The following is a 14523-nucleotide window of genomic DNA, read 5'->3' as shown; positions in this document are numbered from 1 at the left end:
TGTTACAAGCAAAGGGGGGAGAGGGGGAATGATTCGATTCCTCCTTTTAAACGGTCCAAACTTAAACCGTCTCGGCATGAGAGAGCCGCACATTTACGGACATACGACACTTGCGCAACTAGAAAAACAGTTAACGGAATTTGCAGGTGAATACGGGGCGGAATTAACGTGTTACCAAAGCAATTATGAAGGGGCGTTAATTGACCAAATTCATCGGGCGGAATCGTTATATGACGGCATTATTTTTAATCCAGGAGCGTTTACGCATTATAGCTACGCGTTGCGCGACGCCATTGCGAGCGTGAGAACGCCCGTTATTGAAGTACATATTTCAAACATTCATGCGCGGGAACCGTTTCGTCACCACTCTGTCATCGCTCCTGTGACGGTGGGACAAATTGTCGGACTTGGTGTGAGCGGATACCGATTGGCGATTTTAGCGTTGCTCGATATGGTTGAAGGGAAGGGGAAATCATAGTGGAACAATTGAAAAAACTTCGTGAACAATTTTCAGCGTATGGGATTGACGGTTTTCTTATTACAAACGAATATAACCGTCGCTATATGACAAATTTTACAGGTACAGCAGGCGTTGCTTTAATTAGCGAAACAGATGCGGTATTTATTACGGACTTTCGCTATGTCGAACAGGCGATGCGCCAAATTGAAGGATATGAAATTGTCCAACATACGCAAACGCTTATTGAAGAAGTAGCAAAACAAGTGGAGCGATTAGGTATTAAAAAGCTCGGTTTTGAACAAGATGACATGTCGTATGCGACGTTTTCATCATATGCAAAAACAGTAAAAGCAACGCTCGTTCCGGTTTCCGGTGCGGTTGAAAAGTTACGCTTGATTAAGTCGGAAGCAGAGATTAAGATATTAAAGGAAGCAGCCGAGATTGCCGATGCCGCCTTTCGTCATATTCTTGATTTTATTCGCCCGGGTGTGCGCGAAATGGACGTGGCGAATGAGCTAGAGTTTTTTATGCGCAAACAAGGGGCAACGAGTTCATCGTTCGATATTATCGTTGCATCTGGTGTGCGTTCAGCGTTGCCTCATGGGGTGGCAACAAATAAAGTCATTGAAAAAGGCGAGCTCGTCACGCTCGATTTTGGCGCATATTACAATGGGTATTGCTCGGACATTACGAGAACGATCGCAGTTGGGGATGTAAGCGACGAGCTAAAGCGTATATATGACGTCGTGTTGCAAGCGCAGCTTCGCGGTGTTGAACATATTCGTCCAGGAATGACAGGCCGAGAGGCAGATGCGCTTACGCGCGATTACATTTCTGCTTGCGGATTCGGTGAATATTTTGGTCATTCAACAGGCCATGGGCTCGGTATGGAAGTACATGAAATGCCGGCGCTGTCGATGCGTTCGGATACTGTGCTAGAGCCGGGGATGGTTGTGACGGTTGAACCGGGTATTTACATAGCAGGATTAGGCGGTGTTCGCATTGAAGATGACATCGTCATTACAGAAAACGGCAATGAACGGCTCACTCTTTCGCCAAAAGAACTGATCATTTTATAGACGGTAGGAGGAAATGAACATGATTTCAGTAAACGATTTTCGCACAGGTTTAACGATTGAAGTAGATGGTGACATTTGGCGTGTCATCGAGTTCCAACATGTGAAACCAGGAAAAGGGGCGGCGTTCGTTCGTTCCAAACTTCGTAACTTGCGTACAGGAACGATCCAAGAGAAAACATTCCGCGCAGGTGAGAAAGTAAGCAAAGCACAAATTGACAATCGCAAAATGCAATATTTATATGCAAACGGCGATCAGCACGTGTTCATGGATATGGAATCATATGAGCAAATTGAGCTTCCGGCTAAACAAATTGAGCATGAATTGAAGTTTTTAAAAGAAAACATGGAAGTGTTCATTATGATGTACCAAGGCGAAACGATTGGTGTCGAATTGCCAAACACAGTTGAGTTAAAAGTTGTTGAAACAGAGCCAGGTATTAAAGGTGATACAGCATCAGGTGGTTCTAAACCAGCAACGTTAGAGACAGGTCTTGTCGTTCAAGTACCGTTCTTCGTCAACGAAGGCGATGTATTAATTATTAACACAACAGACGGCACATACGTATCACGTGCGTAATGGAAAATTGTAAAAATTGAGAAATTCAGCTTGTTGGCTTTGTCAACAAGCTGAATTTTGTATATGGGATTTTTTAAGTTTTAGCACCATTTGAATTGTTTTTAACGTATGACCATTAAATTCCTCAACAAACTCTTTCACAACTTCAAAACCTTTAGCTTCATAAAAGGTCTTTCCGATTTGATTATCTTTTTCTACATTTACATAAATTTTATTTATACCGTCTATGTCTTGTATTCCTTTTTGCAACAAAGCTGAACCGATTCCTTTGCCTTGGTGTTCTGGATGAACATAAATAGCCCATAACTCCACATTTCCATCTTCTCTTACTGAAGAAAAGTTAGCAAACCCCACAATGTTATTTTCTACTTCAGCTACAAAAAGAGTAGAGTATTGTAATCGTTGTTTCATGCGCTCGTCACTGTAAGCTGATTTTAAAAAATTTTCTTGCACATCCGAAGGGATAACACCCTCATATGTAGCATTCCAAGTTATTTTCGCTATATATTGAACTTGTTTTATATCTTCTCGTTTCATTTTGCGAATGACGTATGCCATCTTGATTATTCCTTTCATTTGTTATTTAGCATATCGCTTGATGCTTCACCATGAATCTTTCCAAATGGTTATGAGCAATCCCTTCTTTTTGTATAAAAATTGTATACATATCCTTCTCATCTGTAAACATCTTTCTCTATAAATTTTCCTCTCTATACTTCTGAATTGTCTCATTTCTGCATACGTTGTACTAGCACTGTTGTACAAGGAGGATGCGATGAAAACTGATGCAACGGTTTGGACGATGGCAGGGTTACGTTTTTTATCTGCAGCGATTGAGTTAAGCGCAGCGATCGTTATGTTGTCGTTCAACGACGTAAAAAAGGCGCTTGCGGTCAACACATTGCTTGCGGTTGTCGGTCCGACGATTTTTTTCGTTGTCATGATGATTGGGCTTGTGGCAGTAGCGAATGAGCTATCATTATTTAAACTCGCATGGATCGGCGCTGGAGTTGTATGTATATTGATCGGTATTTATGTCGTGAAATGAGGGGGGAAGAGAATGCAAGCAGTGTTGAATATATTGCCTAAAACGCTTGTTGATGCCATTCAATCGTTTTCCATTTTTCCCCAGTCTACGATTGAAGAAATTCGCATTCGTATTCATCGGCCGCTGGAAGTCATTGCTGGTGGGAGGTCGTACATATGTCCGCATGTTGTACAAACGGAAGAAGGTGTCGAACTATTAAATAAACTAAGTCAATATTCTCTTTACACAATCGGGGAAGAGTTAAAAAAAGGCTACATCACGATTCAAGGTGGGCATCGCGTTGGTTTAGCCGGAAAAGTGATTGTAGAAGACGGAAAAGTAAAAGCGATTCGACATATTACGTCATTTAACATCCGAATGGCCCGTCAACAAATCGGCATAGCTGAGCCACTTCTTCCTTACTTATACGACGGACGATGGATGAATACGATCATCATTGGCGCACCGCAAACAGGAAAAACAACACTCCTTCGCGATATTGCACGCATCGTCAGTAGCGGAGTGACAGAGCAGCATATTGCTCCTCGAAAAGTTGGCATTGTCGATGAACGATCAGAAATTGCTGGGTGTGTCAAAGGCATTCCGCAATTTACATTCGGATGCCGTGTCGATGTGCTCGATGCGTGTCCAAAGGCAGAAGGGATGATGATGATGATTCGTTCCATGAGCCCGGACGTTCTTGTTGTTGATGAAATTGGGAGCGAAGCAGATTGTATCGCGATTTTAGAAGCGGTTCATGCAGGAGTGGGCTTATTTATGACAGCGCACGGTCGACATATAGACGATATAATGAAGCGCCCGTCATTGCGCCCGATTATGGAACAAGCTGTGTTTGAGCGCTTTGTGGAATTAACAAATGTCGGTCTCCCCGGAACAATTCAAGCGATTCGCGATCGTAGCGGGTGCGACATATACCGAGAGATGAGCGTGATGTAAATGAAATGGATCGGAGCTGTGTGCATTATATTAGCGACAACATGGTCAGGGTTTGAAGCGTCCCGCCTTTTGCGTGAGCGTACAAGGCAATTACGCCAATTAAAAATGGCGTTGCAATCGCTTGAGGCGGAAATTATGTACGGACATACGCCGTTAACGGAAGCGGCTATACGACTTTCACAACAACTATCACGACCGCTGTCATGGTTATTTGAAACATTTGCACAAAAGTTACAAGAAGGAACGATGAGCGCCCGTCAAGCATGGGAAGAAAGTTTACAGGAAGTATGGAAAATGACTGCATTGAAAGAAGGCGAGCTCGAAATTATGAGACAGTTTGGCGAGACGCTCGGACAATACGATCATGAAATTCAACAAAATTATATTCGTTTAACGATGGTTCATTTAGAGAGAGAAGAAGGGGATGCGATTGAAAAACAACAACGCTACGAAAAAATGATGAAAAGTTTAGGTGTATTAACGGGCATTCTCATCGTGCTTTTACTCATATAGAGGAGGACATTCAAAATGGGTGTTGACGTCGATTTAATTTTCCGCATTGCTGGAGTAGGCATAGTCGTTGCGCTGTTGCATACGATTTTAGAAGGATTCGGAAAAAAGGAATATGCTCAATGGGTGACATTATTAGGTTTTATTTACATTTTGTTTTTAGTCATTTCGATCGTTCAAGATTTATTTCAAAAAATTAAATCGGTTTTTTTGTTTCAAAGTTAGGAGGGAATACCCATTGATATTTTACAAATTGTCGGGCTTGGATTAATTGCGACGTTTTTAGTAACGATTTTAAACGAACATAAATCGAACATTTCTCTTTTGTTGACCGTATTTGTCGGGACCGTTATTTTTTTATTTTTACTTGATCGCATTCAAGATATTTTTCGTATGGTTCAGACGTTAGCAAACGAAGCGCGCGTTCAAACCGTATACGTCGAGACGATTTTAAAAATTATCGGTATCGCTTACATTGCTGAATTTGGCGCACAAATTTCAAAAGATGCCGGACAAGGGGCGATTGCTGGGAAAATTGAACTTGGTGGAAAAATTTTAATTTTAGCGATGGCCATTCCGATTTTGACTGCTCTCATTGAAACGATTTTAAGTTTTCTTCCGATGAAGGGGTGATGATATGAGGCGCGCTCCAATTTTATTTTTCTTTCTCTTTTTTTTCTTGCCTTGTATTGTACAAGCATCACCAACGACGAATGAGCTAGTGAAACGACAAGCGGAACAAGTGGGCGTAGAGTCGATTAAACAATATTGGGACCATATTGTTCAACAGTATGGAGGATTGTTGCCAGAAAGTCAAAAAGGTTCTTTTTGGCAGTTTATAAATGGGGAGAAAGAGCTGTCGCTAAGCGAATGGTTGCGAGCGTTTATCAAATTTTTATTGTACGAGCTTATGGCGAATGGAAAGTTGCTTGGCACGCTTATTTTATTGACGGTGTTTAGCCTGTTTTTACAGTCGCTACAAAACGCTTTTTCACATCATGCTGTCAGTAAAGTCGCACATGCGGTTGTTTATATGGTACTTATGATTATCGCGTTAAATAGTTTTCATGTTGCCGTGACATACGCAAAGGAAGCTATTCAGACGATGACAAGTTTTATGATCGCTCTTTTGCCCATTTTACTTGCGCTTATGGCGTCGTCAGGTGGCATTGTATCCGTAGCTTTTTTTCATCCGATCGTCTTGTTTTTTATGAATATGACAGGAACGATGATTGAACATTTTTCGTTACCACTTTTGTTTTTAGCGACAATTTTAAGCATCGTCAGTTTATTAAGTGAACATTATAAAGCGACCAAATTGGCAGATTTGTTGCGCAACATTAGCATCGGTTCGCTCGGTATGATGCTTACCATTTTTTTTGGCGTGCTGTCTGTTAAAGGTACTACGACAGCAATTGCCGACGGGGTTGCTATACGGGCAGCAAAATTTGTGACAGGAAACTTTATACCTATTATCGGACGAATGTTTACCGATGCGGCAGACACAGTCGTAACAGCTTCTGTCTTATTAAAAAATACAGTCGGTTTGTTTGGTGTTGTGTTACTGCTTCTTATCGCAGCGTTTCCGGCAATCAAAATTTTAGTCATCGCTCTTATTTATCAACTAGCTGCAGCGATATTACAACCGTTAGGTGGAGGCATCGTCATTTCCTGCTTGAGCGTGATGAGTAAAAGCATCATGTATGTGCTCGTGGCGCTCATGATCGTATCGCTTATGTTTTTCTTAAGTATGACCGTTATCATTGCAGCAGGAAATTTAACGATGATGGTTCGTTGAGAGGAGAATGGGACTGTGGGACTATTGACTGAATGGATTTCGCACATCATTACATTTATTTTGCTCGCTGTCGTCATTGAACTTATTTTGCCAAACGGTTCATTCCAAAAGTATGTCAAAATGGTCGTCGGTTTGTTATTTATTTTCATCTTGTTTTCTCCGCTTTTTCGGTTATTTCACGGAGATGTAGATACGTGGCTTGCTTCCATTCAGCAACAACCAAACGAAACGTTTGAAAATGACATAGAAAAAAAGAAAAAAGAAATACAAGCCTCACAACGTGCATATATTTTAGAACAAATGGCTGTCCAGCTGAAAAACATAGCGGCTGAGGAGTTGATGCGCACATATGGTTTAATCGTTACAGACATTTCATTCACGATCGGGGAGTCGGAACAAAATCCCCCTCCGATTGAGTCAATTACGGTTGAGTTAGCCGAGGAAGCAGCTTCTGTCGTAAAGCCGATTCGCATTCAATCGACGACGCCACCGACAGATCGACATGATGACATCGCTCGCTTTTTAGCAAACATGTGGGAAGTTGACCCGCAAATGATTACAGTTCATCTCGAGAGGAGGGAGTAAGGAGGGGTGAAACAATGGATTGAAAAAAACGGCCTCATCGCGCTTACTTTAGTAGTTGGCTTGTCATTTATGCTATTTGGCAACGTGTTCAAATTTCCATCGTCAAAAGAAGTGCCGCAGGAACGAGCTGAAACAGTATTTCGTCAAACCGATGAAGAGAAAAAACTAAAACAAATTGCAGATTACGAAGAACGGTATGAACAGCAATTAAAGGAAGCGCTTGAAGCCATTGTTGGAGTAGGCGAAGTGAAAGTAATCGTGAATGTCGATGCTACAGAGCAAAACGTACTTGAAAAAAATGCTACCGTTCAGAAAAAGCGAACAATAGAGGAAGATAAAGAAGGCGGGAAGCGTCAAATTGAAGATGAGGCAACAGATGAAAAAATCGTCATCGTGCGCAAAGGAGACGAAGAAAAGCCGCTTATTTTACAAACGAAAAAACCCGAAATTCGCGGGGTGCTTGTCGTTGCTAAAGGAGCCGATCAAGTGCAAGTGAAAAAATGGATTGTAGAAGCGGTGACGAGAACGTTAAACGTTCCGAGCCATCGCGTTGCTGTTTTACCAAAAAAATAAGGGGGAACACATATGTTGAAAAAGCAAACCGTTTGGTTATTAACGATGTTTAGTTTAGTTGTCGTGCTATCGGTGTACTATGTCACGAGTCCACAACTTACAGAGCAAGTAGCATTTGAACAAAAATCAGAAGAAAAAGATTTAAAGCCGACAGATGAAGCGATGAAAGGAGAAACGGCAACCGAAGAAGAAGTGACGGTTGAACAAAGCAACACGGCAAGCGACGATTTATTTACAGCTCTTCGTCTAGAAATTGAAGATGAGCGAAGCAAGCTGCGCCAAGAGTTGAATGCTATTGTCGCTTCCAATAACGTCTCCGCTGAGGAAAAAAGTAAAGCAATTGATCAGTTGCAACAGCTATCGAATGTTGCAGAAAAAGAAGCTGTGCTCGAAACGTTAATTAAATCAAAAGGATACGACGACGCACTCGTTCGCGTCCATGAAAATCAAGTGCATATTACTGTAAAGGCAAAAGAACATTCGAAAAAGGCAGCGAATGAAATCATTCAGCTCGTTCAAAGCGAACTCGGTCGCGTGCAAGACGTAGCTGTTCGATTCCAAAAATAACCGGATATCCGGTTATTTTTTTTCGGTTGAAAACTGATTTTATAATACTATATAATAATAATTGTTTTTATGACCAGATATAAATTTTCTAACATTTTCTTATCATTTTATTGAATAATGGAAAAGGTGTGTCGTATCATGGTATTGTATAATCTTTTTCTACAAATGATGGGGCGAGGGGTGTAAGTCGATGTTGAAAATTCAAGAAATTCGCGAATTAATCCGATTAGTAAACGAGTCAAACATTGTGGAGTTTGTATACGAGCACGATGGCTCCAAAATTAAAATGAAAAAAGCTGGAGCAGCTGAACAAGTCGTCGTTGCTCCACCGAAAGTAGACGTGCCGCCGGCAGCTGTTGTTCAACAACCAACACCAGTTGTCGAAAAAGTAGAAGTGAAAGAGGAAGTGAAGCAAGAAAAGCCGGCTGTTTCAACAGAAAATTTACATACCATTACGTCGCCGATGGTCGGTACGTTTTATGCGGCGCCATCGCCAGATGCAGCACCGTACGTAAAAGTCGGCGACAAAGTGAAGAAAGATACGATTGTATGTATCGTTGAGGCGATGAAATTATTTAACGAAATTGAAGCGGAAGTGGACGGGGAAATTGTAGAAGTGCTTGTGAAAAACGGCCAGCTCGTCGAGTATGGACAACCTTTATTCCTTGTGAAGCCTGAATAAAGGAGCGATGGTCATGATAAAAAAATTGTTAATTGCCAACCGTGGAGAAATTGCAGTTCGGATCATTCGGGCGTGCAAGGAGCTTGGCATCGAGACGGTCGCCGTATTTTCGGAAGCCGATCGTGAGGCGCTTCATGTACAATTGGCGGACGAAGCCTATTGTATCGGTCCGAAAACGTCTAAAGATAGCTACTTAAACTTCACAAACATCATGAGCGTAGCGACGTTAACTCAATGTGATGCGATTCATCCAGGATATGGATTTTTAGCTGAAAATGCTGATTTTGCTGAGCTATGTAGAGAATGTAACATCACATTTGTCGGACCGAGTCCGGAAGCGATTACAAAAATGGGGACAAAGGATGTTGCACGCGAAACGATGAGGCAAGCTGGGGTACCGATCGTTCCTGGGTCACAAGGAATTATCGAAAGCGTCGATGAAGCGATTGCACTAGCGAATGAAATCGGGTATCCTGTTATTATTAAGGCAACAGCAGGTGGTGGCGGAAAAGGCATTCGTGTCGCTCGAAATGAACAAGAGCTTATGAAAGGAATTACGATCACACAACAAGAAGCAGCAACTGCGTTCGGAAATCCAGGCGTATATATCGAAAAGTATATTGAAGATTTTCGACATGTGGAAATTCAAGTGCTCGCAGACACATACGGAAACGTCATTCATCTCGGCGAGCGCGATTGTACGATTCAACGCCGTTTACAAAAGCTGTTAGAAGAAACTCCATCTCCTGTGCTCGATGAACATATGCGTCAGCAAATGGGAGAAGCAGCGGTGAAAGCAGCACAAGCTGTTCAGTACACAGGCGCAGGGACGGTGGAATTTATTTACGATTATCGCAACCGTCAGTTTTATTTTATGGAGATGAACACGCGCATTCAAGTTGAGCATCCTGTAACAGAAATGGTAACAGGCGTTGATTTAATTAAAGAGCAAATTCGCGTCGCATCAGGCGAAAAGCTATCGTTGAAGCAAGAAGACGTTACTTTCAACGGTTGGTCGATTGAATGTCGCATCAATGCCGAAAACCCTTCGAAAAACTTTATGCCATCAGCAGGAAAAATACAGATGTATTTGCCGCCGGGTGGGTTTGGTGTGCGTGTCGATTCTGCTGTTTATCCGGGCTATACGATTCCGCCATATTACGATTCGATGATCGCAAAGCTTATCGTTCATGCGCCGACGCGCGAGGAAGCGATCGCTCGGATGAAGCGTGCCTTAAGTGAATTTGTCATCGAGGGAGTTCATACGACGATTCCGTTTCATTTAAAATTGCTTGAACACGAAAAATTTGTTGAAGGAAACTTTAATACAAAGTTTTTAGAAACATACGATGTAATGAACTCTTAAACGATAAAGGAGGGGATTCGTTATGTCTGAGCATGTATTAGAGATGGAAAATGGACATAACAGTTTAGGTAGAGTAGAGATTGCGCCGGAAGTGATTGAAGTCATCGCCGGTATTGCAGCTTCTGAAATTGAAGGAGTTGCACAAATGCGCGGCAACTTTGCGGCAGGTGTCGTTGAAAAATTAGGTAAAAAAAATCATGGAAAAGGTGTAAAGGTCGACTTAACAGATCGTGGCATCATCATCGATATTTATTGTGTGATGAATTTTGGCGTATCGATCCCAACTGTCTCACAAAAAATTCAAGAAAACGTTCGGCAAGCATTGTTGACGATGACAGGATTAGAGACAGCTGAAGTGAACGTTCATGTTGTCGGTGTTCAGTTTGAAACACCAAAAGTGGAGGCGGAAGTCGAGTAAAAGAAAAAGGGCAATCTCGTTTAGGAGATCGCCCTTTTTCGCTGTATGAGTGTTTTCTTTTATCGAAATATGGTATGATCATGATATGATTTTCGACAATATGATTAGAAAGGGTTTTGGTCATGAAACGGCATACAGCAAGAGAAAAAGCGTTGCAAGCATTGTTTCAAATTGACGTTGGAGGCATTGATCCACATGCAGCGATTGCAAACGTCGTTGAAGCAGAAACGGATCCATTTATGGAAATGATCGTTTTAGGTGTTGTTGAACATCAAAAAGAAATTGATGACTTATTGCGTCAACATTTAGAAAAATGGACGTTAGAACGCGTTGCAAACGTTGATCGTTCCATTTTACGAATGGCTGTATTCGAAATGAAATATATGGATGACATCCCGTTAAGTGTAAGTATGGATGAAGCTATTGAATTAGCAAAAGTGTTTGGTGATGAAAAATCAAGTCGCTTTATTAACGGCGTACTTGCAAAAATAAAAGAAGCATTGTCTTAAACAAATAAGGGGGAGAAGGGTTTATGGCAGCACAAATCATTAGCGGTTTTGAATTAGCGAAAGAAAAGCGAGCGCAATTAGCAAAAGAAGTGGAAAAGTTAAAACAAGCAGGCATTGAGCCGACATTATCCGTCATTCTTGTCGGAGATCATCCTGCTTCTCAATCGTATGTGAAAGCGAAACAAAAAGCATGTGAAGAAATTGGGATTCGCTCGATTTTACTTACGTTTCCAGCTGACATATGTGAGTCGTTTTTGCTAGAGCAAATTGCTCGTTTGAATGAAGATCGCTCGGTACACGGTATTTTAGTACAATTGCCGCTACCAAAACAAATTGATGAATTGCACGTCATTGAGGCGATTGCGCCTGAGAAAGATGTTGACGGTTTTCATCCGTTAAACATTGGACGAATGATGACGGGACAACGGACGTTTTTACCTTGCACACCGTATGGTATTTTATATATGGTTCAATCTTTGCAAGTTGACATTGCAGGAAAACATGTTGTTGTTGTCGGACGAAGCAATATTGTCGGTAAACCGGTCGGACAACTGTTTTTGCGCGAACATGCGACAGTGACATATTGCCATTCACGCACAAACGATTTAGCAGCGATTACGAGCCAAGCCGATATTTTAATCGTTGCTGTCGGAAAGCCGAAGCTCATTACGTCTCAACATGTGAAAGAAGGAGCAATTGTCATCGACGTTGGTGTTAATCGATTAGAAAATGGAAAGTTATGCGGAGATGTCGATTTTGATGATGTAAAAGAAGTAGCTAGCTATATTACTCCTGTGCCAAAAGGAGTTGGGCCGATGACCATTACGATGCTGTTAAACAACACGATTCAAGCAGCTCGTGAACAACACCAATAAGCGAGGTTTTTTCTGTGGCACAAATGAAGTATGTAACGGTTGCGGCGTTAACGAAATACATTAAGCGAAAATTTGAAGTCGACCCACATTTACAAGATTTATGGATTAAAGGGGAAATCTCGAACTTTACATACCACTCGCGTGGGCACATGTACTTTACTTTAAAAGACGAACAAGCGCGCATTCAAGCTGTCATGTTTGCCGGGTATAATCGTCAATTAACGTTTAAACCGGAGAATGGGATGACTGTACTTGTGCGCGGCGAAATTTCCGTATACGAACCGAGCGGCGCGTATCAAGTATACGTAAAAGAAATGCAGCCGGATGGCATTGGTGCGCTTTACTTAGCGTATGAGCAGCTAAAAAAGAAATTGGAACAAGAAGGATTATTTGCTGAGGCGCATAAAAAGCCGATCCCGAAATTCCCACAACATATTGGCGTTGTTACATCGCCGACGGGAGCGGCCATCCGCGATATTTTAACGACGATTCGCCGGCGTTATCCGTTAGCGAAAGTTATTTTATTCCCAACGCTCGTTCAAGGTGAACAAGCTCCGCTATCGATTGTTCAATCCATTCAAAAAGCGAATGAAATGGGGAACGTTGACGTGCTTATCGTCGGACGTGGTGGGGGATCAATTGAGGAACTTTGGGCGTTCAATGAAGAAATCGTGGCGCGGGCAATTTTTGCTTCTCGTATTCCGATTATTTCTGCTGTTGGACATGAGACAGATTATACGATCGCTGATTTTGTTGCTGATTTGCGTGCACCGACGCCAACCGGAGCAGCTGAGCTTGCTGTTCCGCATATAGCTGATTTGCTCTCGCGTGTGTCCGATCAACAAGCTCGCCTTATTCGAGCGATGAAAGAGCGCGTAAATGCGGAGCAAAAGCGATTGCAATCATTGCGTTCCGCGTACGCCTTTCGCTATCCGAAACGACTTTATGAACAAAAAGAGCAACAGCTCGACACGCTCGTTGACCGCCTGCGTCGACAAATGAACGATATGTTAAAGCAAAAAGGGAACCAACTTCAACAAGTACAGTTGACGTTGTTTGCCCATCATCCGCAGTCAAGAATCGAAAAAGCTGCGGATCGCTTGCGTACGCTAGAGCATACCATTGTTCGTAACATGAACGATGTGATGAAACAAAAAGCATGGTTGCTCACTACAAAACTAGCGAAACTTGATGCACTCAGTCCGCTAAAAATTATGGAACGCGGATATAGTTTAGCTTACGATGAGCAACAAACGCTCATTAAGACGGTACAACAATTGCAAGAAGGGGACCGTATTCACATTCGTTTTCAAGACGGACGGGCACATTGCGTTGTTTCGAATATTGAGGAGGGGAATATATGACGTTTGAAGAAGCGATGAACAAGCTCGAGGAAATTGTACAAAAGCTCGAAGAAGGGGACGTTCCACTTGAAGAGGCGATCCACTTTTTTCAAGAAGGTATGAAATTGTCGAAGTTTTGTCACGATAAACTACAGCAAGTGGAAAAGCAAATGGAATTCATTTTGAAAGAAGATGGGCAACTTGAACCGTTTATGGTGCAGGAGGAGTAAAAGTTGAAAATACAATCGCTATTGCGACAATATAAAGCGCAAATTGAACAACAGCTCCCGGCATATATTGAGCCGTTGCAAGCACCTGAAACAATAAAAGAAGCGATGTTGTATTCATTGCAAGCAGGGGGAAAGCGCATTCGTCCCCTTTTGTTGCTTGCCACGTTACACGCATTTCGTAAGCCGGTGGACATCGGCATTTCCGTTGCCTGTGCGCTCGAAATGATCCATACGTACTCGCTCATTCATGATGATTTGCCGAGTATGGATAACGACGATTTACGCCGCGGCAAACCGACGAATCATAAAGTGTTTGGGGAAGCGAATGCGATTTTAGCAGGCGATGCGTTGCTCACGTATGCTTTTCAAGTGATAGCAGATGATAAAAACACTTCGCCCGATGTCAAAGTTCGACTCATTTCGGAGTTGGCAAAAGCGGCTGGACCTGAAGGAATGGTTGGTGGGCAAGTCGCTGATTTAGAAGGGGAAGGGAAAACGATTAGCTTGCAACAATTGGAATATATTCATCGTCATAAAACAGGAAAACTGTTGCAATACAGCATTCGAGCAGGTGCGATACTAGGTGGGGCAACGGAACAACAATTAACGTTGTTAACGGCCTTTGCCGATCATCTCGGATTGGCGTTTCAAATTCGCGATGACATATTAGACATTGAAGGGGAAGAACAAAAAATTGGGAAAAAAGTAGGAAGCGATGTCGAAAATGATAAATCGACTTATCCAGCGCTGTTGACGCTTGACGGGGCAAAGCGTAAACTACGCGATCATATGACGGAGGCACGCACACTTCTTGAACAAACAGAACTCGACGCGTCGCTGTTACATTACATTTGCGACCTCATTGAAACGCGCGATCATTAATATCATTGAGGAAATAAACAACATGTGGTATAGTGGAAAAGAAATGTTAGCCGTTCACACGTTTGTGTAAGCGGCTCTTTTTTGC

At 42.3% G+C, this 14523-nt stretch carries 21 protein-coding genes; 20 read left to right on the top strand and 1 reads right to left on the bottom strand.

Annotated features, from left to right (window positions below; all coding sequences use genetic code 11):
- Positions 1–28 precede the first annotated feature (28 nt).
- The 3 genes from aroQ to efp are packed head-to-tail and all read left to right on the top strand — an operon-like array spanning position 29 to position 2116.
- On the top strand, positions 29–478 hold the full coding sequence (gene aroQ, locus K1I44_RS01195) for a type II 3-dehydroquinate dehydratase (RefSeq protein ID WP_219985013.1): 450 nt from the start codon (positions 29–31) through the stop codon (positions 476–478).
- Positions 478–1539, top strand: a complete 1062-nt coding sequence (locus K1I44_RS01190) for a M24 family metallopeptidase (RefSeq protein ID WP_003394105.1) — start codon at positions 478–480, stop codon at positions 1537–1539. The genes aroQ and K1I44_RS01190 overlap by 1 nt, the downstream gene beginning before the upstream one ends.
- 19 nt (positions 1540–1558) lie before the next feature.
- Positions 1559–2116 (top strand): elongation factor P, encoded by a 558-nt coding sequence (gene efp, locus K1I44_RS01185; protein ID WP_219985012.1) that lies wholly within the window; start codon positions 1559–1561, stop codon positions 2114–2116.
- 42 nt (positions 2117–2158) lie between these two features.
- On the opposite strand, the gene K1I44_RS01180 is transcribed toward efp, so the two are convergent.
- Positions 2159–2674 (bottom strand): GNAT family N-acetyltransferase, encoded by a 516-nt coding sequence (locus K1I44_RS01180; protein ID WP_077428740.1) that lies wholly within the window; start codon positions 2672–2674, stop codon positions 2159–2161.
- Positions 2675–2891: 217 nt separating this feature from the next.
- On the opposite strand from K1I44_RS01180, the gene K1I44_RS01175 reads away from it, so the two are divergent.
- The 17 genes from K1I44_RS01175 to K1I44_RS01095 all read left to right on the top strand — a co-directional run bounded on the left by K1I44_RS01175 (position 2892) and on the right by K1I44_RS01095 (position 14438).
- Positions 2892–3164, top strand: a complete 273-nt coding sequence (locus K1I44_RS01175; RefSeq protein WP_004889585.1) for a YqhV family protein — start codon at positions 2892–2894, stop codon at positions 3162–3164.
- Between the two features lie 12 nt (positions 3165–3176).
- A complete protein-coding gene (gene spoIIIAA / locus K1I44_RS01170; protein ID WP_219985011.1) occupies positions 3177–4100 on the top strand; it encodes a stage III sporulation protein AA in 924 nt (307 codons plus the stop codon).
- Positions 4101–4613 carry a stage III sporulation protein SpoIIIAB gene (gene spoIIIAB, locus K1I44_RS01165; protein ID WP_003394114.1) on the top strand — a complete coding sequence of 171 codons (513 nt, stop codon included), beginning with the start codon at positions 4101–4103 and terminating at the stop codon, positions 4611–4613. It begins immediately after the preceding gene.
- A gap of 15 nt (positions 4614–4628) precedes the next feature.
- Positions 4629–4835 (top strand): stage III sporulation protein AC, encoded by a 207-nt coding sequence (gene spoIIIAC, locus K1I44_RS01160; RefSeq protein WP_003394116.1) that lies wholly within the window; start codon positions 4629–4631, stop codon positions 4833–4835.
- Positions 4836–4841: 6 nt separating this feature from the next.
- On the top strand, positions 4842–5243 hold the full coding sequence (gene spoIIIAD, locus K1I44_RS01155; protein ID WP_171335196.1) for a stage III sporulation protein AD: 402 nt from the start codon (positions 4842–4844) through the stop codon (positions 5241–5243).
- Positions 5244–5247: 4 nt separating this feature from the next.
- Complete coding sequence (gene spoIIIAE, locus K1I44_RS01150; protein WP_003394121.1) at positions 5248–6408, top strand: stage III sporulation protein AE; 1161 nt, start codon at positions 5248–5250, stop codon at positions 6406–6408.
- A gap of 15 nt (positions 6409–6423) precedes the next feature.
- Positions 6424–6993: a stage III sporulation protein AF gene (spoIIIAF, locus tag K1I44_RS01145; protein WP_003394123.1), complete on the top strand. Its 570-nt coding sequence runs from the start codon at positions 6424–6426 to the stop codon at positions 6991–6993.
- Positions 6994–6999: 6 nt separating this feature from the next.
- Positions 7000–7566 (top strand): stage III sporulation protein AG, encoded by a 567-nt coding sequence (gene spoIIIAG / locus K1I44_RS01140; RefSeq protein ID WP_003394126.1) that lies wholly within the window; start codon positions 7000–7002, stop codon positions 7564–7566.
- Between the two features lie 12 nt (positions 7567–7578).
- Complete coding sequence (locus tag K1I44_RS01135) at positions 7579–8133, top strand: SpoIIIAH-like family protein (RefSeq protein ID WP_003394134.1); 555 nt, start codon at positions 7579–7581, stop codon at positions 8131–8133.
- A gap of 190 nt (positions 8134–8323) precedes the next feature.
- On the top strand, positions 8324–8815 hold the full coding sequence (gene accB / locus K1I44_RS01130; RefSeq protein WP_003394135.1) for an acetyl-CoA carboxylase biotin carboxyl carrier protein: 492 nt from the start codon (positions 8324–8326) through the stop codon (positions 8813–8815).
- A gap of 13 nt (positions 8816–8828) precedes the next feature.
- The gene (accC, locus tag K1I44_RS01125; protein WP_003394136.1) at positions 8829–10181 is read left to right on the top strand and encodes an acetyl-CoA carboxylase biotin carboxylase subunit; all 1353 of its coding nucleotides are present in this window, start codon (positions 8829–8831) and stop codon (positions 10179–10181) included.
- Positions 10182–10203: 22 nt separating this feature from the next.
- Positions 10204–10599 carry an Asp23/Gls24 family envelope stress response protein gene (locus K1I44_RS01120; protein ID WP_003394137.1) on the top strand — a complete coding sequence of 132 codons (396 nt, stop codon included), beginning with the start codon at positions 10204–10206 and terminating at the stop codon, positions 10597–10599.
- A 122-nt stretch (positions 10600–10721) separates the two neighbouring features.
- A complete protein-coding gene (gene nusB / locus K1I44_RS01115) occupies positions 10722–11108 on the top strand; it encodes a transcription antitermination factor NusB (protein WP_003394138.1) in 387 nt (128 codons plus the stop codon).
- Positions 11109–11131: 23 nt separating this feature from the next.
- Positions 11132–11983: a bifunctional methylenetetrahydrofolate dehydrogenase/methenyltetrahydrofolate cyclohydrolase FolD gene (gene folD / locus K1I44_RS01110; RefSeq protein WP_003394139.1), complete on the top strand. Its 852-nt coding sequence runs from the start codon at positions 11132–11134 to the stop codon at positions 11981–11983.
- 23 nt (positions 11984–12006) lie between these two features.
- On the top strand, positions 12007–13347 hold the full coding sequence (xseA, locus tag K1I44_RS01105; RefSeq protein ID WP_219985124.1) for an exodeoxyribonuclease VII large subunit: 1341 nt from the start codon (positions 12007–12009) through the stop codon (positions 13345–13347).
- The gene (locus tag K1I44_RS01100) at positions 13344–13556 is read left to right on the top strand and encodes an exodeoxyribonuclease VII small subunit (RefSeq protein WP_003394142.1); all 213 of its coding nucleotides are present in this window, start codon (positions 13344–13346) and stop codon (positions 13554–13556) included. The genes xseA and K1I44_RS01100 overlap by 4 nt, the downstream gene beginning before the upstream one ends.
- Before the next feature lie 9 nt (positions 13557–13565).
- Positions 13566–14438: a polyprenyl synthetase family protein gene (locus tag K1I44_RS01095; protein WP_219985123.1), complete on the top strand. Its 873-nt coding sequence runs from the start codon at positions 13566–13568 to the stop codon at positions 14436–14438.
- The last annotated feature ends 85 nt before the right edge of the window (positions 14439–14523 follow it).

Source organism: Anoxybacillus sp. ST4 (genome assembly GCF_019448545.1).
GTDB classification, from domain to species: domain Bacteria; phylum Bacillota; class Bacilli; order Bacillales; family Anoxybacillaceae; genus Anoxybacillus; species Anoxybacillus pushchinoensis.
The sequence above is the reverse complement of the archived record's forward strand: the minus strand, read 5'-3'. Positions and strand labels throughout refer to the sequence as shown.